Annotated in this window: 18 protein-coding genes and 2 pseudogenes; 10 read left to right on the top strand and 10 right to left on the bottom strand. The window is 62.5% G+C overall.

All coding sequences use genetic code 11. The features are described from left to right. Positions 1 to 265: 265 nt before the first annotated feature. From AC1D1G_RS21135 to AC1D1G_RS21170, 8 genes and pseudogenes are all read right to left on the bottom strand, one after another. On the bottom strand, positions 266 to 544 hold the full coding sequence (locus AC1D1G_RS21135; RefSeq protein WP_477953561.1) for a TetR-type transcription factor C-terminal domain-containing protein: 279 nt from the start codon (positions 542 to 544) through the stop codon (positions 266 to 268). After that, entirely contained in the window at positions 526 to 960 is a 435-nt protein-coding gene (locus tag AC1D1G_RS21140; protein ID WP_206016906.1) for a DUF1254 domain-containing protein, read from the bottom strand. Before AC1D1G_RS21140 ends, AC1D1G_RS21135 begins: the two co-directional genes overlap by 19 nt. A 418-nt stretch (positions 961 to 1,378) precedes the next feature. Further along, positions 1,379 to 1,975, bottom strand: coding sequence for a TetR/AcrR family transcriptional regulator (locus AC1D1G_RS21145; RefSeq protein WP_105417951.1), 597 nt, complete (start codon positions 1,973 to 1,975; stop codon positions 1,379 to 1,381). Between the two features lie 56 nt (positions 1,976 to 2,031). Continuing rightward, positions 2,032 to 2,910, bottom strand: a pseudogene (locus tag AC1D1G_RS21150) (IS5 family transposase). A 223-nt stretch (positions 2,911 to 3,133) separates the two neighbouring features. Then, complete coding sequence (locus tag AC1D1G_RS21155; protein WP_477953563.1) at positions 3,134 to 4,267, bottom strand: IS701 family transposase; 1,134 nt, start codon at positions 4,265 to 4,267, stop codon at positions 3,134 to 3,136. An 84-nt stretch (positions 4,268 to 4,351) separates the two neighbouring features. Beyond that, positions 4,352 to 5,119 (bottom strand): hypothetical protein, encoded by a 768-nt coding sequence (locus AC1D1G_RS21160; protein ID WP_206016323.1) that lies wholly within the window; start codon positions 5,117 to 5,119, stop codon positions 4,352 to 4,354. A 39-nt stretch (positions 5,120 to 5,158) separates the two neighbouring features. Then, the gene (locus AC1D1G_RS21165; protein ID WP_206016322.1) at positions 5,159 to 5,449 is read right to left on the bottom strand and encodes a cytochrome C oxidase subunit IV family protein; all 291 of its coding nucleotides are present in this window, start codon (positions 5,447 to 5,449) and stop codon (positions 5,159 to 5,161) included. Between the two features lie 2 nt (positions 5,450 to 5,451). Then, positions 5,452 to 5,982, bottom strand: a complete 531-nt coding sequence (locus AC1D1G_RS21170; protein ID WP_241031723.1) for a cytochrome c oxidase subunit 3 — start codon at positions 5,980 to 5,982, stop codon at positions 5,452 to 5,454. A gap of 440 nt (positions 5,983 to 6,422) precedes the next feature. Between AC1D1G_RS21170 and AC1D1G_RS21175 the strand changes: the two are divergent. The 4 genes and pseudogenes from AC1D1G_RS21175 to AC1D1G_RS21190 all read left to right on the top strand — a co-directional run. Further along, positions 6,423 to 6,554 (top strand): annotated as a pseudogene (locus AC1D1G_RS21175) (IS110 family RNA-guided transposase); the annotation flags it as partial. Positions 6,555 to 7,223: 669 nt separating this feature from the next. Beyond that, the gene (locus AC1D1G_RS21180; protein WP_206016320.1) at positions 7,224 to 7,583 is read left to right on the top strand and encodes a hypothetical protein; all 360 of its coding nucleotides are present in this window, start codon (positions 7,224 to 7,226) and stop codon (positions 7,581 to 7,583) included. A gap of 175 nt (positions 7,584 to 7,758) precedes the next feature. Beyond that, the gene (locus AC1D1G_RS21185) at positions 7,759 to 7,980 is read left to right on the top strand and encodes a transposase (RefSeq protein ID WP_420855173.1); all 222 of its coding nucleotides are present in this window, start codon (positions 7,759 to 7,761) and stop codon (positions 7,978 to 7,980) included. Positions 7,981 to 8,034: 54 nt separating this feature from the next. Then, positions 8,035 to 8,439 (top strand): transposase, encoded by a 405-nt coding sequence (locus AC1D1G_RS21190; RefSeq protein WP_477953565.1) that lies wholly within the window; start codon positions 8,035 to 8,037, stop codon positions 8,437 to 8,439. Positions 8,440 to 9,008: 569 nt separating this feature from the next. Here AC1D1G_RS21190 and AC1D1G_RS21195 read toward each other — a convergent pair. After that, positions 9,009 to 9,578 (bottom strand): TetR/AcrR family transcriptional regulator, encoded by a 570-nt coding sequence (locus tag AC1D1G_RS21195; protein ID WP_206032248.1) that lies wholly within the window; start codon positions 9,576 to 9,578, stop codon positions 9,009 to 9,011. Between the two features lie 304 nt (positions 9,579 to 9,882). Here AC1D1G_RS21195 and AC1D1G_RS21200 point away from each other — a divergent pair, with 304 nt between their 5' ends. The 3 genes from AC1D1G_RS21200 to AC1D1G_RS21210 all read left to right on the top strand — a co-directional run bounded on the left by AC1D1G_RS21200 (position 9,883) and on the right by AC1D1G_RS21210 (position 12,894). Then, positions 9,883 to 10,632 carry an SDR family NAD(P)-dependent oxidoreductase gene (locus tag AC1D1G_RS21200; RefSeq protein ID WP_240960532.1) on the top strand — a complete coding sequence of 250 codons (750 nt, stop codon included), beginning with the start codon at positions 9,883 to 9,885 and terminating at the stop codon, positions 10,630 to 10,632. A gap of 362 nt (positions 10,633 to 10,994) precedes the next feature. After that, positions 10,995 to 11,861: an enoyl-CoA hydratase/isomerase family protein gene (locus tag AC1D1G_RS21205; RefSeq protein WP_141471507.1), complete on the top strand. Its 867-nt coding sequence runs from the start codon at positions 10,995 to 10,997 to the stop codon at positions 11,859 to 11,861. Between the two features lie 388 nt (positions 11,862 to 12,249). After that, positions 12,250 to 12,894 (top strand): PaaI family thioesterase, encoded by a 645-nt coding sequence (locus AC1D1G_RS21210; protein ID WP_477953567.1) that lies wholly within the window; start codon positions 12,250 to 12,252, stop codon positions 12,892 to 12,894. Between the two features lie 2,419 nt (positions 12,895 to 15,313). On the opposite strand, the gene AC1D1G_RS21215 is transcribed toward AC1D1G_RS21210, so the two are convergent. Further along, positions 15,314 to 17,959, bottom strand: a complete 2,646-nt coding sequence (locus tag AC1D1G_RS21215) for a PEP/pyruvate-binding domain-containing protein (protein WP_477953568.1) — start codon at positions 17,957 to 17,959, stop codon at positions 15,314 to 15,316. 841 nt (positions 17,960 to 18,800) lie between these two features. Here AC1D1G_RS21215 and AC1D1G_RS21220 point away from each other — a divergent pair. The 3 genes from AC1D1G_RS21220 (at position 18,801) to AC1D1G_RS21230 (ending at position 23,467) form a co-directional block, all read left to right on the top strand. After that, positions 18,801 to 20,489 (top strand): FAD-dependent oxidoreductase, encoded by a 1,689-nt coding sequence (locus tag AC1D1G_RS21220; protein ID WP_477953570.1) that lies wholly within the window; start codon positions 18,801 to 18,803, stop codon positions 20,487 to 20,489. Positions 20,490 to 20,576: 87 nt separating this feature from the next. Next, positions 20,577 to 21,800, top strand: coding sequence for a cytochrome P450 (locus AC1D1G_RS21225; RefSeq protein ID WP_241962037.1), 1,224 nt, complete (start codon positions 20,577 to 20,579; stop codon positions 21,798 to 21,800). Next, entirely contained in the window at positions 21,797 to 23,467 is a 1,671-nt protein-coding gene (locus tag AC1D1G_RS21230) for an AMP-binding protein (RefSeq protein WP_477953571.1), read from the top strand. The genes AC1D1G_RS21225 and AC1D1G_RS21230 overlap by 4 nt, the downstream gene beginning before the upstream one ends. Positions 23,468 to 23,520: the final 53 nt, after the last annotated feature.

The following is a 23,520-nucleotide window of genomic DNA, read 5'->3' on the forward strand; positions in this document are numbered from 1 at the left end:
CTCACGGGCACTGGATGGACTTTCGCAGTGTTCCGTCACCGCACATGCTCTCCGTCGAGCTGGAGAGCTGAACTCCCAGCTTCGCTGGCGACGAGGCGGACGGCCACATCGAAGACCTGCGAGCCGACGCCCGAGGGAGCGGAGGGCGCGGCCACCCAGCGCCTGCTAACGGAACACGTGGTGGTCGGTGGAGGCGGGTAGCTGGAAACCGGGGATCTCGTGGGCCGTCATCGGCCCGTGAGATCCCCGGCTTGTCATCGGGGGCTCAGTCGACCTCGTTATCGACCTCTTTGAGGAATCCTCCGTTGAGCATGCGCTTGGCGTTCTGGACCAAGGTGTCGACAGACTCTCCGCGTGGCTGCCACCATTCGGTGGACCAATTGAGCGAACCGAGGATGAGCATGCGTGCGAGCCGCTCGTCGACGCCCGGCCGAAGTTGCCCGGGAGTCGTGGACCGCATCGCTTCGGAGATGGAGACGCCCTCGTAGAAGTAAGAGGCACGCTCATCAAGCTGCTCGTAATCTCCTACCCGGTGTCCTTCCAATGCGTTCCGGGCCAGTAGGGCTCTTCGAACCGCTTGGTGTAGGTATTCGCCTTGGCCATCAACTCGCCCATCTGGTCAGCGTCATCGAGGATCTTCTGCTGGCGTGGTGTGGGCTCGAATGGCTTGCCCTTCTCGATGCCGAGGGGCTTGAGCGTCGCCATGAAGAAGCGGTCACCCGCGTGGACCGGCTCATTGGCGAGCTTTTCCACCAGACTCTCCCAATAGGCCATGCCGCGCGGCGGGGTCTGGCTCCACTTGGCGCTGCCGGCTGGGACCGCCTGCTCACTGGGCGGACTCTCGCGCTCGCTCCAGTCATAGGTGCGCATCTGTGGAATCAGTTCGCGTATCGCACGCTCCCGGTCGCGATCCAACAGGCGCACGCCGAAGAGCACGGTATTGGTCGTGGACCGGGCCACAGCCCTTCAACCTTTCGCCCTCTCTGCGGCGTGTGCATCCCCCCAACGGGTGAGACCTCTCTCGTAGTCGTCGAGGGTGCGTTGCTTCAGCCGCCCCTGCGCTACCTTCACCCGCAAGCTGTCCAGCCACGTTCGGGCGTAGTAACCGAACGGCAGATCACCGGCCTTCCGCTGCTCGGCCAGTGCGTTAGTGCCGCCGGTGTGCCTTGCGGCGTTCGTTCGTCGGCTCGGGCCTGCGCTTCGTCACGAGTCGCGAACGACTTCTGCCGATTGCGGGTCTTCTTCCGGCCGTCAGAGCTCGACGGGTCTACCGGGACGGGCAGCCCGTAGGCGTCGCGCTCTCCTTCCTTACAGATTCTAATCAGTCGCTCCGTCGACGCGGCGCGCGCTCATCGGCTTCGCTCCAACGGGATACGGCCTAGGCCACGATGCCCCCGAGTATGTACCGGCGTACATACTCGCGCAGTTCAGCCTTGTCGTCGGTCAGTACGGCCGGATGGGTGACCAGCCAGAACATTTGATAGGTGATCCAGCGCACCGTGGCCGCGAGGTCGAGGTCCGAACGAACAACACCCTGTTCGGCATACCGGTGCAGGATCGGCTTCCAGGACGCCTCCCGGACCGCCATGATGCTCGCCGACTGAAACAGGAGTTCGGCCGCACGTGGCGCGGTGCGGGGATCGAGCAGTTCGTGGAACAGTGGATATTTCGCGGCCACCTCGAGTTCGGTCAGGAAGATCTCGACGAGATTCTCGACCGAGGGGTGACGCCCGACGACATCGAGGAGCTCCGGCGCCTGGCGGACCTGCATATCCTCTATCAACATCGCGATGAGCAGTTCGTCGCGGCTCGAGAAATGCTTGTAGATGGTCTGGCGTGCGATGCCCGCGGCGCGGGCAACCTCGTCCATCGTGAATTTCGTCAATGTGAAGCGTAACAGCACATCTGGCGCGGCCGCCAGAATCCGCGCCCGCATGGGCAGCTTCCGCACCGCGGCATCGTCGTCGATGGTCACAGTGCTCGATACTACCCGTGCGGGGCGGGTGGTCCGGGGCGACCAGAGCGTGTCTGCTATTTGCGGACACGGTGATGGATAACGAGTGCGGCCAGGAGTACGCCACCGAGGTAGGTGGTGGCGTACTTGTCGTAGCGAGTGGCGATCGCACGCCATTGTTTGAGACGCACGAAGCCACGCTCGACGACGTTGCGTTCGCGATTGCGGTCTTTGTCGAATACGGGTGGCCGACCCCCGGCGGATCCCTTGGCCTTGCGTCGACTGATCTGGTCGCTGCGTTCGGGGATGGTGTGCGAGATCCTGCGTTCCCGCAGGTGCTTACGGGTACTCGGATGCTAGTACGCCTTGTCCGCCAACAGTCGGAACGCTTCGGGGTCATGGGCGCGGTGGGCCCCGAGCAAGGGTGCCAGGTAGGGGTTGTCGCCTGCCTGGCCCGGCGAAAGCAACAGCGTCAGCGGGCACCAGAAGGTGTCGGCGAGGGCATGGATCTTGGTGCTCACGCCGCCTCGGGAGCGACCGAGCGCGTGGTTGGTCGGCGGGTTCGTGGGCCAGATTCCTGTCATTCGACCGAGCCCCCTGTGTGCGCATCGGTCAGTGCGCCGGCGGAGTGCTGGTGGGCGCGGACAATGGTCGAGTCGATCGAGAGCCGGCGTTCGAGCTGCGCGTCGTAGTCCGGCGCCGTCGCGCGCACGACGGCGAACATACGCACGTAGGTGCCGTCGTCCGACCAGCGACGGTTGCGTCCCAAATCGACTGCCATGCACCGAAGTATTCAGGCACGTCCCGCACGGTGACCCGGTCCGGAATCGCCAGGTGATCCCTTCCAGGGCCAATCGATGGTCGTTCCACGGATGTCCCTTGCGGCCGGATGGTGCAGGAAGAACGGGCTCGACCACAGCCCACAGGTCATCGGAGATCTCATCGGTTCGCAACACTCACGCAGCATCCCGCACCGATCCTCGAACGTTTAGCAGACACGCTCTAGTGCTGCAACGGCACTTATGGGACGTGTCCGCGGGTTCGGTAGTGGCAGAATCGGGGCCTGGTGCTGTCGGCGTCGCCGCCAGTGTGACCAGGACCAGACATGCTCGTCGGGGCGGGCGTGTCGCAGGATCAGATGCACGAGCAGCCGCCGGTTCTCGGGTACCGTGTGGCCGATCATGCCCTGATCGCCGATCCCGATTCCCCCTTTACTGCTTCGGGTTTCGTTCCTGCGAGCAAGGCGAGGGCGAGCATCGACAGGGTGGTGTGGGCGTACCAGGCGCGGTAGGTGCGCACCTGGTACTGGTCCAGGCCGGCCTCGTTCTTGGCCTGCTGGAAGCATTCCTCGACCCGCCACCGCGATCCGGCGACGGTGGCGAGTTCGGTGAGCGTGGTACGCCGGGGGCCGGCGCAGATGTAGTACGCGATTTCGGTCGGATCCGACAGTGATCGGCGGGCGAGCAGCCAGTGCCCCCGCCCGGGCGCCCAGGCGATCCTGATGGGCACCCGCACCCAGGAGTACTCCCGCGGGCCGTGAGCGCCGTCGCCGGCGGAGATCCGGCGCCGCTGCTTCGGCGGGACCGCGGCGATCATCTCGTCTGCCCGGCCGGTGCGCCCGTCCGGGGTGAACACATCGTCGTTGCGGCGGGTGGCCAGCACGTAGGAAATATCGCGCTCCTCGAGCCAGACCCGCAGGTACTTCACCTGACCGTACGCTTCGTCCGCGGTGAGCCAGGAAAACGGGACCCTCGCGTCGAGCGCGCGTTGGATCATGTGCTGCGCCAGCACGGGTTTGGTCGCGAACTCCACGTCGTCACCGATGCCGGCGGCGTGGCACCGGTCGCGGTCGGAGGTCCACGATTCGGGCAGGTACAGCTCCCGGTCGATCAACGCGTGCCCGGCACCGGACGCGTAGGCGAGGAACACCCCGATCTGGCAATTCTCCACCCGCCCGGCGGTGCCGGAGTACTGGCGCTGCACCCCGGCCGAGCGGGTGCCCTTCTTCAAGAACCGGGTGTCGTCGACGATCAACACCCCGGCCGGATCGCCGAGCCGTTCGACCACATAATCACGGACATCGTCGCGCACCCCGTCGACGTCCCAGTCCGCCCGCCGCAGCAACCGTTGCATCCCGTCCGGGCTCACCTCGCCGGCCCGCTCGGCGAGTGTCCACCCATTCTTGCGTTCCAGGCCCGCAACCAAACCCGCGACATACTCCCGGACCCGGGTGCGCGGTTCCGACCGGGCGAACCGACCGGAGATCCGCTCATGCAACGCTTCCAACTCGGCAGCAACCAGATCGACAACCACCCAACCAGTATCGACTACCTATCAAGCAAGTGCCGTTGCAGTACTAGTCGCTGTCATGTCCCGACAACATGTTATGCCACAATCTCATACCACAAGGGTGGATCCGGGCGACGACTGCGGGGCGTCCTCCGATTCCGGTCGGTTGATGGCCCGCAGTAGGAAGATCATATTCGCGATAAACTGAAGGCCGAAGGCAATGGCCGGAACCCAGAAGCCGAAGATCCCACTCCAAGCGAACGGTCCTGACCGGAAGAACGGCACGATCACAACCGGGGTGAACATTATCGGTGCCCAGATATTCACGTACCCCAGCCAACGAGGGAACAGCGGCTGTTGCCGCTTGTCGCTGAAGATGGCGTAAGCGAACGCGAAGTTCTGCACCATGAACGGGGTAAACGGCATAATCAGGAAGATCCAGCTCATGTCGTTCAGCATCATGGTCAACTCGGGCGAACGTTCCGGCCGGAACGCGGTGACAATGAACAGCAGTCCGGGCACCAGGAAGGTCAGGCACCCGAACGCGCCACCTGCCAGCTGGGTGTACACGACGGTGGAATGCATGCCGGGGATCCGACGCATCTGCCCGGAAAAGACGGCCGTGAATGACGCATAGAACATCGAGGCCGTCATGACCAGAACGGCGCCCATACGGATAGTGTTCGCATTCTCCCGGTAATGGGCGGCCACTTCGGCCTGCGACCACGACGTCGGCATCGGCGGCAGAAATCCCGCGATGAAAAAGCCGGTGAACATAAACAGGATGCAGGCCGGGCCGCTCCAGGCGCATACCTTCTGGATAGCAGTGTGGTTCGTCGCCACTATCACATCGGCGTCATTGTGTTTGAACATCATTTCTCCTAACTCATCGAAAAGACTTGGTACACAGCGTGATCAAGCCCACAGATACATGCCGACGACCGCCGTGCAGACAATCAGGCAGTAGCCGTCGAACAGACCGCGCAACGGCAGCGGGGCATCCCGCAGCTCCATGAAATACATGCCGATGAATCGGACCTTGATAAAGGCGACGAGCAGAATCGCGACGCCGATCAGTTCTCGGTAGGCGTCGGCACCGTGCGCGCTCTCGAAACCCAGCCACCACGACAGCACGGTCGCGGACACCAGTACCAACCACACGGCCGTTGCCGTGGTTCGTGCCAGCGCAGTCAATGTCGGAATCATCGCTACCTCACTAGATACAGCAATGGGAACAGAACGATCCACAGCAGATCGACCATGTGCCAGAAGCAGGCGCCACCTTCGAAGAAGGCGAATCGATGCTCGGTGATCTCGGGTTTACGTGCGAACACGTACAGCGTCACGAGTACTACCAATCCCACGATGAGGTGGAACCAGTGCAACCCGGTCAGCACGAAATAGAACATGAAGAAGTCATTGGTGGCCGGGGTGATCCCGTGACTCACTTTTTCGGCGTACTCCAAGACCTTCAACGCCGAGAAGAGTATTCCGCAAAAGATGGCACCGGCGATCAGGTGAGGCGCCAGCGGCATCCGTTTCCGCACCGCCCGGACAGCGAGCACAACCAGCAGTGAGCTCACCAGCAGCACCACCGTGTTGGCCGCACCGTAGTTCTGATTCAGTGCGACTTGCGACTGATCGAAAATCTCCGGCTTCTTCGCTCGGTAATAGAAGAAGGTGGCGAAGAGGACGGCGAAAATGACCATATCGCCGAATATGAAAACCCAGATGCCCACCTCACCTGGTACTTGGGGAACGGCACGAGGATGTTGCCGAGAATTTCTCGTTACTGTCGACATGTTGCTTCCGCTCGAGGGTCAGGGGTGTCTATTGTGTCCGCAGCCGTCTCGGAGGCGGCGTTCTTGGCGCGTCGGTACAGCAGCACGGTCCTAGATATGAATTGAATCACTATTAAGTATCCTGGCAGTCGACCGATTAGGTGTCAAGCGTCACTTTTTGTCATCTGTCGTCTCCGAGGTCATACCTCGTCTACCGCGGTGCGTCAGGTGCGTCTCCGCGGAAAGCTGCCGGGCGTCGTGTGCGGCGCTAGGCCGTTGAGGTAACCCGTGCGGCTGTTGGCCCACCTGCACACCGCGAAACCTGGAGGCACCCCAACAGCCCGCAGGGAACGCCCACCCATGCCCCCGAGCGGTGGCCCGTTGGTCCGGGCCGCACCCTGCTCGCCAAGGCCGGCGTCCTGATCCCCGTGTCGGATCTGTTCGGTGTCACCGGCCGCCAGAGGCTGGCCCGGGTGCCGCTCGGGGACGCGTACGCGCAGCGGGTGGTCTCGCTGCTCGAGCTGATCGACACTGGAGCCGTTGCACCACAACCACATAGCGAAACCGAATCACGTCGTTGGTCCTCGACGCGGTCTCGGGCCCAGACCAGCCTGCACCGGGCCGGGCCACCGTCAAGACCATTCGTCCTCGCTCACGCTGCGGGCGCTCTGTCTTGACCCCGGCCCTCACCCGGCACTGCCCGCATAGAGGCCGAAACCCGTAAAACTCGACCCTTGACAAGCCCGACACCTACAGGGATGACGACTTACGGTGATCGGAGGCCTATTAGCGGTCCGCCGACGCCACCAGGTTCGGCGACACCGCCCCCGGATCATTCGAGAGACAGGGGCAAGAAGTCATACCGAACATGGCGACCGAAGTCCCGCGGAACGAGACCACGAAGACGGCAACGGGGTGAATCCCGGCTTCCATCGCGTTGTCGGTGACCGGGCAGGACACCGGGTTCAGAAGGGTCCGAGGTTGCATTGCCAGATCGCCGCGATGATGTACAGAACCACGGCCAATGGGCAGTAGGGCATCGCCACCTCAGGCGCCGAAGATTCGGGGAGTCGGTGCCCGTGACACCGGGATTACCGCAACGGCGGGCTGTACGCGGCGTGGTCAGTGCTTTCCGGTCCAGGTGCGGGCCTGTCGGTGGGGTTCGGGTCGGTGTGGATGCGGTGTGCTCGGGCGTTTTCGTGGTCGACGATCGCGTTCTGTCACTGCAGGTCCGAGCATGCGCCGGAGGGTGCGCAGGGATCGGGAAACCCGAGCCGGGCGCCGATCTGCGCCCAGGAACCGCCCTGGGTGAGGGCGGCGGTGATCGCCTGGGCGAGGAGTTCCTCGGCTATCTCTCCGGGCGTGGCGAGAGTGCCGCGGTCGTCGTCTCGGTGCTGCTGCTGCGGCCGGTCCTTTCGGTAGGTGTGGACTGGCTGATCCGTCCGGGGATTGTCGCGAACCGCGGGCCGGTGCAGCGGCGATGTTCGCCGGCAGCGAAAGGGGGAGCGGAGGGACCGGTCCGCTGTGAGTCGACGGCGCTGACAGGCCAGTCGGTCTGAGAGAGCATCTGAAACTCGGTGATCGTCGGCGTGTGACGGATGGGAAACAAGTGAACTCCTGGAAGGTCAGTGAGTGCTTACGTCCCCGCCCTGCCAGGAGCTCACTTGCCATCATCGCTCATCGAGCTGTGCCCGTCATGCCCCACCCCGGATCACTCCAGGACACCGGTGCGCGGTGTACCCCTCATCGTCCATCGCCGATGTACAGTGGGTGCTCCGCGAACCCCTGCTCCCGCCTCCCGGCAACACCGGAGGCGGCGGTGGTCGACCCGAAAAGCACTGCCGCCGTCTGGTGCTCGACGCCATCTTCGACGTCGTGCGGGGCGGCATCGCGTGGCGGCAGCTGCCGGCGGAGTTCCCGCCCGCCACCACGGTGTACGCGATCTTCGCCCGGTGAGTCCGGGCGGGGGTGTGGCAACGGATCCACGACGCACTGCGCGATCGCGCCCGTGTGCGGGGCGGCCGCGATCCGCAGCCGTCGGCGGCGATCATCGACTCCCAATCGGTGCAGGGCGCCGACACCGTGCCCGGGTCGAGTCGTGGATACGATGCGAGGAAGAAAACGAACGGGCGCAAACGGCACATCGCTGTGGACTCGAACGGGCTGTTGCTGGCGGTTGTGGTGACGATGGCCGGTATTCAGGACCGGGACGGCGCGTTCCGGCTCCTGGCTGCGCTGCGCGCCCCCTGCTCGACGATCAGTTTGGTGTGGGCCGACGGCGGCTACGCCGGCAGGCTGATCGAGTGGTGTTCTGTCGCTGACTGTTCAGGTCGTCAAACGCGCCGACGACGCCAAGGGATTCAAGGTTCTTCCCCTCAGGTGGGTGGTCGAGAGAACGTTCGCGGGGATCTGTAAACACCGCCGCTGCGTCCGCAACTACGAGAAGCGGCCCGACATCACGAAGCTATAGTCTACATCGCCATGATCGCGACCACGTCACGCCGACTCTCTCGGATGGCCTGACCCGAACCGGAGCTTTCAGATGCACTCTGAGGAGTGCATCGACTCTGGCGTCACCGTCGGTTCCCGGATGGAGTTCGGCAAGGTCACCAGCTTCAGCAGCAACCACAGCACCGCCGATAACTTCGCTGGCCACCCGCCGTATATGGCACGGGGCCGATCTGTCGCATCGAGCTCCCGTTCCACATGGGATGGACTCCTCACGGGCACTGGATGGACTTTCGCAGTGTTCCGTCACCGCACATGCTCTCCGTCGAGCTGGAGAGCTGAACTCCCAGCTTCGCTGGCGACGAGGCGGACGGCCACATCGAAGACCTGCGAGCCGACGCCCGAGGGAGCGGAGGGCGCGGCCACCCAGCGCCTGCTAACGGAACACGTGGTGGTCGGTGGAGGCGGGTAGCTGGAAACCGGGGATCTCGTGGGCCGTCATCGGGCCGTGAGGTCCCCGGCTTGTCATCGGGGGCTCAGTCGACCTCGTTATCGACCTCTTTGAGGAATCCTCCGTTGAGCATGCGCTTGGCGTTCTGGACCAAGGTGTCGACAGACTCTCCGCGTGGCTGCCACCATTCGGTGGACCAATTGAGCGAACCGAGGATGAGCATGCGTGCGAGCCGCTCGTCGACGCCCGGCCGAAGTTGCCCGGCCGTTCGCACGTCCCGGAACAGCTTCCTCCACAGCACCGCGTATTTCTGCTGCTCGGCGAGTTGCCGATCGCGCAGCTCGATGGGCATCTGGGCGGCATTGCGAATCGCGGCCATTGTGTAGTCGGACTCGGTCAGAATGAAGCGTAGGTGCTGCTCCAGTGCGATGTTCAGGCGTTCCGCGGGTGACACGCTGCTCGCAGCTTTGAGGGCCTTGCGCACATGGTCGTGCAAGTGTGCCATTCCCTGCCAGATGACCTCTTCGATCAGGTCCTCGCGCGATTCGAAGTAGTAGTAAATTGCCGGTGCTTGACACTCGGCGCGGTCGGCGATATCGCTCAGGCGAGTTCCGGAGAAACCTTTGCGGCACAAAATGTGCGCCGTGGCATCCAAGATCCGGGCTCGGGTCTTGGCGGACTTGGTAGTCGCTAAGGGAGCGCTGCTGGCATTGTTCGTCGCTAGGCGTGGCACAAACCCGATTCTAACTGCCCTTCTACGGTCGTGCCTGCGACACCCTGGTTTTGTTGACGATCCCGGTCACATGCACCTATTATTTAGTCTGAATTAGATACTTCCGGGAATGTTGGTCCTCGTTCAGCTGGCCCGTAGCGCGCCGTGAAGTCGTGATGACGCGCGATGTGTTTCGTGTGCCGAACGATCCTCGAGTTTGGAGTGAGAAGAGAAGATGGTGGAATCGATGAGCTGGACGGTTGTCGGCGGGGCGTCGGGTGGTTTGGGTCGGGCCATCGCTCGTAGCCTGGCGGAGGATGGCCATGACGTCGTCGTGGCGTATCGAGGCAATCGTGCGGGGGCCGACGAGACGGCGGAGCTCGTCCGTTCGAGTGGTCGAAAGGCCATGATTGAGCAGGTTGATCTTGCGATTCCCGACGAGGCTCGGGCCTTTGCGAGCCGAGTCGCGGATGCCGGCGCCGTGCGAGGTGTCGTCTACGCGGCGGGCCCGGTGATTCCGATGTCGTTCATCGCCAAGACTGAGCTCGAGACCTTCTCACGCGTGATCGACAACGACCTCAAGAGCTGCTTCAACTTGGTGCAGCCTTTCCTGCCGATGCTCCGTGCTTCGTCGGGTGCAGTAACCGCCATCGTCACACCGGTGATCGAGCGGTACAGCAAGATGGACCTGATGTCGTCGGCCCCCAAGGCGGGGGTTCAGGCATTGATCAGGGGCATCGCCGGCGAAGAGGGGCGATTCGGTGTTCGCGCGAATGCTGTCGGCGCCGGCGTCATCGAGGGGGAGGGCATGTTCGACAAGTTGGTGAAATCGGGGGTCTTCACGGAACAGGGCCTGGCCTTGGCGAAGTCGGAGACGACCCTTGGTCGGTTCGGGGACGTGACTGACGTGGCCGAGGCAGTCCGATTCCTCATGTCAGATCGTGCCGGCTGGATTACCGGCCAGACTCTCAACGTCGATGGAGGGTACGGAGTCTGATCGCGATTCGCGTCGTGAGCATCCTCTGGTGCGCGATGCGTTCGAGTGTCACCGGTAAATCCCCGGCCGCGTCACACGGGACTCGGGTGGCTCGCGGTCGGGGGTGCGAAGACATGGCCCTCTTTTCGGGCAACACCGCGCCGACCCAAAGTGAGCGGCCAAGGTCCTCCGACGGCGACCGTGCGGGCATCGCTGGTCCTGATCGGGCGCGTCGAAGATGTGGTTCAGATCATCGACCACGCGGTATTGATCGCGTGGGGGGTTCGAACGAATGCTTCTGTTCGCCCAAAGTTTAATGTACAGTAAAATATCTCGGGAGCTTCCCCGGTCCGCCGGAGCCCCCGCGCGAGGAAAGGCTGCCTATGTCGGAGGAACTGCACGTGTCGGTGGATGAGCACGTCGCCGTGCTTACGGTCGATCGTCCGCTCGCCAATAACTCACTCGGAGGGTCTCTGCTGAGGGAACTCTTGGACGTCTCCGCCGAGCTCGAACGTGACGACAGCGTTCGCGTCATCGTCACGACCGCGAACGTCTCGGACGGCGCGACGGCGTGGAGCCCCGGCGTCGACTTTGCCCAGCTGGACGGCAAGCTCGGTCCCGGCGCGGACGCGGATGTCATGTTTTACGGCGGAGTGATGCAGGGTGATCACGCCTCGCTCGGGGTCTCGGCTCAAGCTCGACGTTTCGACCCGTTGGGGCCGGGCCGATGGATTCTTCAGATGCTTAACAACTTTCAGAAGCCCACCATCGCGGCCATCAATGGAGCCGTGGCTGGCGGAGGCATCGGATGGGCTGGCCTGCACACTTACCGCATTGCGGGCGAGTCGGTGAAGTTCAAAGCTGCGTTCGGCACACTTGGATTCGGCCCCGACATGGGAGCCAGTTATTTCGTCACCAAGCTGATGGGACAATCGGCGGCGACGGACTTCTTGCTGCGGGACCAGCCGATGTCGGCGGAAGATGCGCACCGTGCAGGCTTCGTCAACCAGGTGGTCCCTGACGGCCAGGTGCTGGAGCACGCGCTGAAGGTTGCCAAGGATCTAGCGCAGCTGCCACCACTCGGGTTGCGGGCGACGGTCCGTGCCTTGCGAGGTGCTGAGACGAATACCCTGGCCGAGCAGCTTGACCTGGAGTGGGACAACCAGCGCATTACCTTTGCCACCGAGGACGCTGCCGCGGCCTTCGAGGCATTCAAAACACGCACGAAGGGGACGTACGTCGGCCGTTGACCGGAGGTGATCCGGTCTTCATCCACGATTCGAAGGAACACCATGCAGGGCATTGAAGACATGGACGCCATCGTCGTACGATCGATCCGCGAGCGGCGCGCCGAGCCGTCCCGCGACGAAGTGCCGACGGCGCCGAGCATGCGCATCCCCAAGTTCAGCGCTGCTGCAGGCGCCGGCATACGGGATGCGGGATGCGGAACTCTCCGGTATTTGTTTGACCCGTCGAGGCCTCAACCGGGTAGATTCCAGGAGTCCTCGCGTGAATGAGGGATTCGTAAAGTCGCCATCTGAAAGGGTCGGCCGAGGGGCAGGGGACGGCGAGGACCTGGAGGGAATCGGCCCGGTACCAACGATCGCCTGGGGACCCTTGCTCGGTCAAGCGACAACTGTGGCAGAGCAGGACGTCCCGGGCGATCTCGTCGATAGACGACGCGCGGTCCGTGATCTCGGTCGGGCGCTCCGCGCCCTCGGGACCGACTCGGTCATGTCGGAGGTACCTACCAAGATCCTCTGCCAGGCGAGGCTTCTGGTCGCCGAGGCCACCTCGATCCTAGGCGCGACGAGCCGGCAGGCCGGTGTGCCCTCCTCGGTTGACGACCCGTACAACGGCGTACGAATGTTCTCACCAATGACCGGGGAGGGGAGTCCATTCGTTGCTCCGTTATCGTTCGAGACTGTCGACGGCGTGGCCAGCGCCACCTGTACGTTCGGTGAGGCATTCGAAGGCCCGCCGCACCACGTACATGGCGGGATCTCGGCAATGCTGATGGATCACGCGCTGGGGCATGTCGTGGCAGACTCAGGCAAACCGGGCCTGACCCGGAAGCTCGTCGTCCAATACTTGCGCCCCGTCCCCTCCGGGGTGGAGCTGCTCGTGCGCGGGCGAGTGGTCGCCAGCGGGGACGGCGATGTCTTCGCTCAGGCGTGGATAGCCGCCGCTGCTGAGCCGGGGACGCGACTGGTGACGGCGGACGGGCACTTCCGCCTGCTGCGCCCGGAGCAGGCGGCGAAGCTTATGAAGCAGTTCGCCTGACTGGAATCGACTGGCTTCTGCTTCTTGCGAGCAGAATGACCGGGACCTCCGCAGGATGCCCGCACAACTGGCCTTCGGCGTCGAAAGCATTACCGGACATCCGGTGGCACGCCTCGCCGTGCCACCGGTCCTCGGGGCCACGAGACGATCTCGAAGATTGCAGACGTCGTCTCGCTCAGGGAAAGCCAGGCCTGGCTCTAGCGACTGCTCGAAGAGTCTGCGCCGAACCGGCCAATCCGGTGGCGGTCGGCACGGGTTGCCTCGATCGCCTCCGTGAGGCCGGTGCGCCCCTCACTGCGGGGATCCACACGTCTCCGGACGCCGGCGTCCTGCACGAAGGTCAACATAGCTACGAATGCACGGTGTGGCCGACATCGCGATCGGAAACCGGCTGAGTCGCCTCGTGCTGCGGGATGTGGCGCTTCCTGCGTCTGACCACCGACTGCGACCCGGGCGTACCTTCGCCGAGCAGATAGACGGTGTGATGTGCACGGCGCACCCCCAGATGCTGAAGGGAAGCCTCGAAAGAATTTGGCTGGCGGTTGCCGGCCGCTCCGGAACCCAGCGACAGAACTGTCGGGACACAGCACCCAGCTACGACTTGTCCGTGCGCTTCCAGACCCGGCATCGGGCGGTGAAGGTCCTCGGAGTCGACGACTTCGCCCTTCGACGACGGCACCGGTCCGGGATCGTCCTGATCGACATGGCCACCGCCCTCCCCGGCGACGTCCTCACCGACAGGAAGGTCGATTACCTTCGCCGACTGGCCGACCGCGTGCCCGGGCACGACCGTGGTGCCGTGTTGGCGCCGGCGCTTGCGTCGAAGGGGCGCGCACGGGGGCGCCCGACGCGATCGAGGTCGCCGAAAACTGACAGCTGTGGCATAACCTGGCCGAAGCCGCGCGGAAAACATTGCCGCTCAAAGCGTTTGTCTCCGACTCAGGGCTGCAGACGATCCCGAACGGCACACCGAACTCACCGCCGCGGAGGACTTCCGGCGGACCGCCGAACAAGCGTTGACCGCGCGCCGCGAGCAATCCGTCCTCGTCGCCTCCACCCAGCGCCGCTATGAAAGCGGTTTCCGCGCTCGAGGCCCAGGGCAAGTGGATCAAACCGATCCAACGGGGCTCGGGCGCGCTGAGGAGAACCGTGCGTCGGCCGTTTGGCAGCGTCGCCAACTGCTGGCCGCCCCGCAGGCCGGTCGGCACTCGGGTTGGACGAGTCCACCGTACATCTGCACGGGCGAAAATCCCGAACGTTCGGCGCGTCGCCTCGCGGATCCTGCACCGACCTGAGGGCATCACCGACGACGAGCAGCAAGTCCTCGCCAACTGCCAGCACCTTGAGACCACCGCCGCGTTCGTACCTCGTTCGCCCGAGATGCTGACCAGCACACGGCGACCGTGTCAACCTTGGAAGGCGGCCGTCTCCTCGAACGATCTGCCGAACCTGCATCGATTCGTCCGGGGGATCGGACGCGACCGAGCCGCGGTCCTCAACGGGCTGACCACCTGCCCGACAACTCCGGCGCTGTCGAGGGAAACGTAAATCGAATCAAAACGCGCGAGCGGCAGAGGGATGGACGCGCCGGATTCGACCTCCCACACATGCGAATACACCTCAGCCACTGACATACTCAGGAACCATCACGGAGAATGAGCCAGAGCCATTCGAACCTGACACACGCACGCGGCCGCAGTCGCGCCTTGGAGTTTCCCGGGAGCGGTTGCAGCGACCAAGCCGTGGCCACATTGCTGTGACCGTCCATGACATCGAGGTGAAACGCCACCCGTGACTGTCAGAGTCTGAGTTCATCGATGGCGCTCACGACCGCAGTCGTGGACGTTGCGCCATTGTCGGCTGCAGCACCGGACTCGGTCCCTCATCCTAGCCTTCGGCAACCCGGCTTGTTGTGTCAAAAAATCAGAGCAGCAATGACTTACGCAAAATTCTCGACTGTCACGGCTGCCCCCCGATCGTGCGTGTACATCAATGCCGCCGGCCGACCGTGTGTAACTCGGGGAGCTCTCACCACCCTCGCCCGACGCAGCTAGTTTCACGTCCGGTCGGCGGCCGCGTTGACCTCCTACACCGGTCCCGGAGAGGGGCTTCATCGGCGTCCTCCGCTCCCGGCTCTCCCGGCCCGGCAATCGGCAACTTGTACCGAGCCCTGCACACCACGGTCATCACCTCGTACTGTCGGACACGGTCGGTCGTGGTTACACGTGCTACCGCGCTGTGGGCACGAGTCGCCAGGACACGTTGCGCTGCTTGAAGACGGTTCCACCCTCTGCGGTGGCGGGCCGGGAGGACCCTCGGGGACGACTCCGAATCTATTATCCTGCCCGGCCCGCGGACACCCCACGCGTCGGTACGTCGGACCAGTCACGTCTTCCTCGTTTGAGGAAGACTGTGCGCATCACGCGTCCTCGAGCTCCACAGGCGAGGCAGCGCGTTCGAGAACTTCGACGGTTCCAGAATTGCCGTTAACGCGAATACGGTCGCCCGTCTTGATGGTGCGGCTTCCGCTCCGGGTGTTCACGACGCACGGCACCCGAAGCTCGCGGGCCACGACCGCTGCATGGCTAAGTGCTCCGCCGATGTCCACGACAAGGGCGGACGAGATGAACATCACCGAGGACCAACTCGGGTCGGTCGTCGGAGTCACTAGAACCTCGCCAGGTTGAACCGCGGCGAAATCAGGCTCGTAAAGGACACGCGCGATTCCCTCGACGACTCCTGCGCTAACACCGATGCCTTCAAGAGTCATCGCTCCCTCGGCGGTCAGACCGTCATCGGCGCCGACCGGCGTCGCCTCCGGCATGCCCTTCCACTCGCTCGGGATCGACAGCGCTGCGTAAGCATCCCGTCGCTCGCGCCGTTTCCGCACAAGCGACTTAACGTCGCTAGGTGTGTTTTCGACTTCTGCCGCGGTCAAGTAAAAGATGTCGTCGGTGTGCTCCAGAGTGCCCGCTTCAACGAGCAGTGCGCCAAGGCGCCGCGCGGATGCCCGGGTTCCATCGAGACCTTGCACCAACGACCGCTTTGCCGCACCGCGCAGCGGAATCCGTGTCGCTGCGAGTTTCAGCAGGAACCGAACGGCTGGTCTTTGCCATCTCGGCGTCGCAGCAAGCAGCTGTCGCGCCGCCATACCGGCCGCGATGTGGTGATCCGCCTCGCGAAGGCGAGGATCCTCATCGTCGTCTTGGAGGGCATAGGTCTCGATCAGTGTGCGCAGCGGCTCGGGATTCTCACGCCACACAACACTCGATATTTCGCCCTCCGACGGACCGTGCATTCCATGCCGCGCGACGACCTCGTCAAAGCGGAGCTCGTTGCGTGACGCCTTCCAGACGTCGGTGACGAGTCCCGAGACCTCAGCCCCACCGGAGCCGCTCAATGCCGAGATATCCACTCCAGCACGCTTGGTCAGTCGTTCAAGAATGTCGTACACCGGAACGATGCCTGCAAGGGAGCCGACGACCTGGGTCTCCAGGGCTCGGTCGAAGTGCCGTGTGGCGACGCGGAAGTTTTCGGTCGCCTCGGCTACCGTCAACGCTTTGGACACGCGCTGAAGATGCGGTGCGTACCAGGCGTCGACCGCTTTGACGGTCTCCCGGATCTCCTTGGTAACGGTCATGAATGTCCAGGGGAATCTGCCGGCGATAATGGGCCATCGACGACGTGTGGGATTCGCCTGCCAACCGTCGGGAACACGACCAAGGATGGATATGACGATGTCCTCGCTTGAAGTTCCAGGCATACGGTCGCCCATTGTGCCCATGTATTCGACCTGGATGGTGGGGCGGCCATAGAACACACGGAAGTAGTGGCGGTCGGCGTCATCAGTGAATTCCGACTCTGCCCGAGACAGAACTCCGATTCGGAATGCGGCCTTCAATGCGGCCTTCTCGAGCGTCCGGTGCCACAGCGTCCAGTTCAGGGGAGTTAGAACCCCGGGCATCGCCTCGCCGAGGTTAGACGTGGTCCAATGAAGGTTCGGAGTGCTCGACGAGTGCAGCGGATCCCATCGTTGGGGTGTGGTGAGGTCCGAGTCGTTACCGGATTGGGACTGCTTAACCGGGGGGACGGGTTGCGATGCCCAGACGGTTTCCGGCCTCGCCTGCAGGAGCTGCACCTGTGAGGACGGTCCGGACCCGGCAATTGCCCACTCGACGTCCATCGGGGCGCCGAAGGCCGCCTCGATCTCTCGTCCGAGTTCGGCGATCCTGCACACTTCCTCGTTGCTGAGGGACCAGTCCGCACGCTCGCCGGGCGAGACTTCTACCTTGCGAACCTGCTGACTCGCCTCATCGAAGCGGTACGCAATCTGCTTATCCCCGATGACGCGCTTGCGTAACCCAAGAGTTTTCTTGTCGACCCAGAAGGAGTCCGGCGTGACCTCCCCGGCTACGACGGCTTCGCCGAGCCCGTAGTTCGATTCGATGTACAGCGCGTCGCGGTCACCGTTGGCCGGATCGAGGGTCATCATGACTCCTGCCGCACGAGCTTGTACCATCTCCTGAACGACCACCGCCATGGCTACATCCTCAGGCGGAACTCCCAAGCGGGCCCGATAGGCGATGACACGCGGGCTGAAGAGGCTTGCCCAGCACCGTACGATATGGGTAATAACCTGGTCTGCCCCCTGCACCCAGAGATAGGTGTCCTGCTGTCCAGCGAAAGAGGCGTCTGCACGATCCTCGGCGATCGCGCTGGACCGCACGGCGACGGGAGTCGGGGACAAGCCCAGCCCGCGGTATGCATCTTCGATAGTCGTGCGAAGCTCATCACTGATGAGCGCTTCCGTGAAGAGCGCGGAAATCACCTCAGACACGGCTGTGAGATCGCCCTCGGGGTCGGCTCCGCGAAGAGCGCTCTCGATGTGGTCGTTGATGCCCGCAGCCTTCACCGCCGCCCGGTACGCGTCGGTTGTAACGACGAAACCCGGAGGTACGGTCATGCCCGACCGCATAAGCGCTCCGAGTCCCAGCGCCTTGCCCCCGACCTCCGATGCGACATCCTCTCCGCACTTCTCGAGCGGCATCACTGCGATGACGTCCATGAACCTCTGCCTTCTGTCTGAGTTAACGATTGAAAATGTCGTCGCGCGGTGACATAAATTCACCTTCGCCGCAGTCGGGTGTCGGGCGCTACCGGAACGGCATGTCACCGCGGTGTCTTGGTGCGCTAATCACCCTGGGGTCCGCCAACTCCTCGCGATGCGGAAGGTCGGATCTGCTCATACTGCTCAGCGAAAGCATAACCCAGAGGATGCGGCCAATCCAGGGTTTTTTCTATCTGACTTTAAATTGTTGTGGATCGGCCTGACGAATGGTCGTACGGTAGGTGCGAACGATTTTCGCTTACGAGCGATCCCGATGCGCTTCAATATATTTCGCCGTCTCAGGCTCGGTCATGCTTGTTGCAGTTGCGCTACCCGCGGGAGCCTCTATGAAGTTGGGTGCCGCGGACAATGAGGTGCCGGGGCACCTCCGGGCCCACGAACGCAGACCGCCCGGCCAGGCCGGTCCAGTCGGGCCGGCCTGGGAGAAAATCGTCGACCGTCGAGTCTCGTGCCGGCTTAGGTATGTGTCAGTTGGAGTGCAAGCGCTCCAGAAGGGCCGCCTCGGTGCGTCCGGAACCAGCGGACGGCCGTCAGTTCGGCTTCGACTACGTGGACGTCCACCTGGAGGGCCTTCTTGCCTCGTTCACCAGCACTGGGCCGGCCCCCGCTGTGCGGGAAAGCCCGGATATTGCCTGGTGGGGTTTGCGGAGGCCTCAGCATTGACACTCGAAAGTGAGGTAGCTAACATAACGGTATTACAGACAACGTAGTTTGTCTCGTCGTTCCGCTTGGAGCCGCGTACGCGCTGTCCCAGGAGGATGCAAGAAGGAGTAATGGTTTGGCGCACGTTGTCACCCAACCCTGCTGCAATGACGCAGCATGTGTGTCGGTCTGTCCTGTCAACTGCATCCATCCGGCGCCGCATGAGCCGGGTTATGGCACTGCGGAGATGCTGTATATCGATCCGGTCTCCTGTATCGATTGCGGCGCATGTGTCGAGGTATGCCCTGTGAGCGCGATCGTGGCCGATATCGATCTGACGGATGAGACGGCTCCGTACGAGGAGATCAACGCTGCGTTCTATTCGAACGGGAATTCCGAGGACGCGAATGTTGTTCGGGCACAGACAAAGAAAGTAGATTCGGACGAAAAGCTCCGCCCACTGAAGGTGGCTATCGTAGGTTCCGGCCCGGCGGCATGCTATACCGCAGAAGAGCTTCTCTTGCGCCGCGATCTCGCGGTCGAGGTGAACATGTTTGAACAGTTGCCCACTCCGTGGGGCCTGGTCCGTTACGGCGTCGCTCCCGATCATCAAGGGACGAAGGCGGTCGCCGGGCTGTTTCAGCGCACCGCAGGTCGCAGGGGTATGGAGATGTTTCTCAATGTCACTGTTGGAAAGCATGTTACGCATGAGGAATTGCTGGAGTCGCATGATGCGGTGGTCTATGCGATCGGTGCTTCCGGGAGCCGACGGCTTGATATTCCCGGCGAGGAGCTACCTGGTAGCCACAGTGCAACCGAGTTCGTCGCGTGGTACAACGGACATCCCGATTTCGCCGACAGTGTGTTTGACCTGTCCGCCGACCGCGCTGTTGTGATCGGGAACGGCAATGTCGCTCTGGACGTCGCCCGTCTCCTTGTCAGCGAACCCCAAGCTCTCGCTAAGACGGATATGGCTACCCATGCCGTAGATAGGCTCGCTGGGAGCAATATCAAGGAAGTAGTCGTCATGGGACGGCGAGGACCGGCGCAGGCGGCATACACGACTCCGGAACTTCTAGCATTGAGTCAATCGTCGAGCTTTGATGTTCACGTAGACATGGACGAGTCCGAGCTGGATGCATACTCGCGCGCCGCTACCGAGGGGAATGACCCCATCGCAACGGTCAAGTTGGGGATTCTGAGGAAGCTCGCGTCCTCCGTTCCCAGTCCCGGCAAGAAGCGAATCGTCCTGCGCTATCTCGCGTCCCCCTTGGAGGTATTGGGAGATGACCACGTAGAGGGATTGAGAATCGCACACAACGAATTGGTGTCCACACAGGATGGACGTTCGCAGGTGCGGCCTACGGGGGTCGAGGAGGACATCGAGTGCGGGCTCGTTCTGCGCTCGATTGGGTACCGAGGAGTTCCAACAGGACCGCTTCCCATTGAACCGGTCAGTGGCACGATTGCAAACCATGGCGGCCGTGTCACCTCGGAAAGCGGAGCCTGTCTGACAGGAGTCTACGTCGCGGGATGGATAAAGCGCGGCCCAACGGGCGTGATCGGCACCAACAAGAAGTGCGCAAAGGACACCGTCGAGAAGATCATCGAGGATCACCGCGCGGGGCGCCTCAAGGCACCTGTTCGTGCGCAGGAAAACTTGCGACAACTGATATCTGAGCGACAACCGGACTACCTGAACTTCGCCGGCGCGAAATCCATTGACGCGCACGAGCGAAGTCTGGGGAGGGAACGAGGAGCTCCGCGAATCAAGCTCATCGATTTGAATGAGATGCTGCGCGTTGCGGAAAGGCCAAATGTGTGAATCAACGTGATGCACAGAAGCCCGGTGTTCGTGACGGATTCAGCAGAGTCTGTCAGTTCCCGGAAAAACTATAAGGAGGGCGAAGTAGTGAAGAGTGTGAACGAAATCGTCGAATCGATCGACTTGTACGATCCGGAACAGCGTCCGCATATGTTGGACGCGCTGCGTGCGGCTCGTGAAGGTGGGTGCCCCTTCCCGCGCGCCGCGGGCGACGGCGAATACTACGTCGCAACGCGATATGAAGACGTCAAGGCGATTGCTGAGCGACCCGACAAGTTCAGCAGTTGCGAACCTGCACTCAGGGGTCTCCCTGTCAGTTTGGCACCACTGGATTTGGACCCACCGATCCACCGCGACTTTCGGAAATTCCTCAACAAGTATTTCTCCCGCAACTACCTTCTGAAGTACGAGGGCCAGATCCGTCAGGTCGGCCAAGACCTCGTCGCTAAAGTTGCGCGCAAGCTCGAGGAGCACGGCGAGTTCGAGTTCGTGCACGACTTCGCTATCCCGTTCACCGCCGGAGCGCTTGGTCGCGTGGTCTTTGCAACCGAGGACGCGGACCTCACCAAGCGCGCGGTCAGCGCCGTTGAGCGTGCCGCGACCGAAGGCACACCCGAAGCGTTCTTTGAAATCGCTCTGATCGCAGGTGAGCTTCTTGAAGAGGTCGAGAAGAATCCCGAATCGCGCGATGACGTACTCGGTGCGCTGGTCACTGCGACGGTGGAAGATGGTCGCTTGTTGACAGACGACGAACGCCTGGGCGTGGTAACAGCCCTGTTGGCCGGCGGACTCGACACCACTCGTAGCGCAATGTCGAATATCGCCTACCACCTCGCAACAAACCCTGAGGTCGAAGGCCGATTGCGTAACCCTGACTGGTGGAAGGTCGATCTCGACGAATTCCTGCGATTCGAACCCACGGTCTCCTTCATGGCTCGCACCGTCACCGAGGACACCACGATCGGGGATTGCGAGTTCAAAAAGGGCGACCGCGTTGCGGTGAACTACATGTCGGCCAATCGCGACGTCGAACATTTCGACAATCCAGATGAATTGGACTTCGAGCGTATGGGCACTCCGCATGTGGCGTTCGGTGTGGGGGTTCATCGTTGCCTGGGCTCACATTTTGCGAGAATTCAGCTGGCGATCGCCTACGAGGAGCTGCTGAGCAAATTTGAAAACTTCCGGCTGACGATTCCGAAAGAAGAAACGCCACGTCAGGTTGGTATCAGTTACAACTCGGTCGAAAGCGTGCCGATTACCTGCTCTACGCGAAATGTTGTGAACGACGGTATCCAGGAGACAGTGTGACGATTCAGGCCAGTTCAACGGCTACCGCACCAGTGCAGTGCGGCGACGATCTACCGTTTGACGTGGACCGAGGTTCTGTTGTCGGTCCTGTCGAGCAACTCCGTGGGTGGGCGGCCGCCGATCCATCGGCGCCCTTCGTCAAATTCGGTGGGGAATGGATCACGGTCGGCGAACTCGACGGGAAGACCGACCGAGTTGCTGCAGGTTTGCTGAAACTCGGGCTTGTTAAGGGGGACCGGCTCGCCATCATGCTCCCCACAGCGGTCGAGTACGTCGAGCTCATTTTCGCGTGCGCCAAGCTCGGTATCGTCTTCGTGCCGATCAACGTCTTCCTGAAGGGYGAGTTCCTGAGGCACCAGTTGTCGACGAGCGGCGCGAGGGCGGTTGTCGGCGATGCAGCAGCAATGTCTCTACTGGGTAGCCAAGACTTTGCGACGACCTCGGTGCAATTCCTGGTAGGAGTAGACGGGAATGCCCCGGACCTTGATTCTCCGCCCATGTATGTCTCATACGCGTCGCTCGCCGAGCACGGTTCCGAACTTCCGGAAGTCAGTGTTCGACCTGACGACTTGATGAGTCTGATGTTCACCTCCGGGACGACCGGACTGTCGAAGGCCTGCAAGCTCTCGCACGCCTACTACTTCCAGGTCGCACGCATGTACATTGCCGCGGAATGGGTGGCAGCGGGGGACAAGATCGTCACGGCCCTGCCGCTGTATCACGCCGGCGGTCAGATCGCGGTCCTGATGTCGGCGCTATTTTCTCGGTCGTCGGTCAGCTTTCTCGCCCAATTCCACGCCAGCACCTTCATGCGTCAGGTCCACGAAGAAGGGGCGACCACATCGTGGGGTGTCGCGGCGATGGCGGCAGCCGTTCTGGCCCAACCCGAATCGTCGGACCCTCCCATGCGCGGCCAATTACGTCTGGCGGTATGGATTCCGCTGGACATCCCGCGCCAGGAAGAATTCGAGAGACGCTTCGGTACACGTGTCGTGTCTGACGGGTACGGACAAACCGAAGCCACCGCGATCTGCCTGAACCCGGTGAGTGAGGAACGGCTCCCAGGAACCGTGGGTCGTGCAGCCAGCCTTATCGAAGTTCGCATCGTCGATGATCTCGACAATGAGGTGCCCGATGGCGAAACAGGGGAATTCGCGGTGCGACCCCTGGCACCGGGTGCCATCTTCTCCGGGTATTGGGAGAACGACAGCGCAACCGTTTCGACGATCACCAATCTGTGGTATCACACAGGCGACTACGGCCGTAAAACTCCGGAGGGGGCATTCGCATTCGTAGATCGGAAGAAGGATGCGATGAGGCGACGTGGCGAGAATGTGTCGTCAATCGAGCTGGAAGTTGCCATCCGGCAGCACCCTCTGGTTGATGAAGTCGCTGTACACGCCGTGGCCTCGCCGATGACGGAAGACGACATCAAGGCGTGCATCGTCGCACGGGGGGAGCGCCCCGAGCCCGGCGAACTGTTGAAGTACTTCGAAACGCATCTACCGTACTTCTGCATCCCCAGGTTCATCGAGTTCTTTGATGAGCTGCCCGTTAACGGTGTTGGACGTGTTCTCAAACATCAACTTCGCGAGAGGGCATTGGGAGCCGGCACGATCGACCTGACCGGTGACAGGTATTCCCTGTCCAGGGAGAAGCGTCGCTAGGTGGAAGTGCTGTAGATCGTCCCACCAGCAATCTTGGTTTTGTCTCTTTAGAA

The organism is Rhodococcus sp. P3_B8, assembly GCF_056402775.1.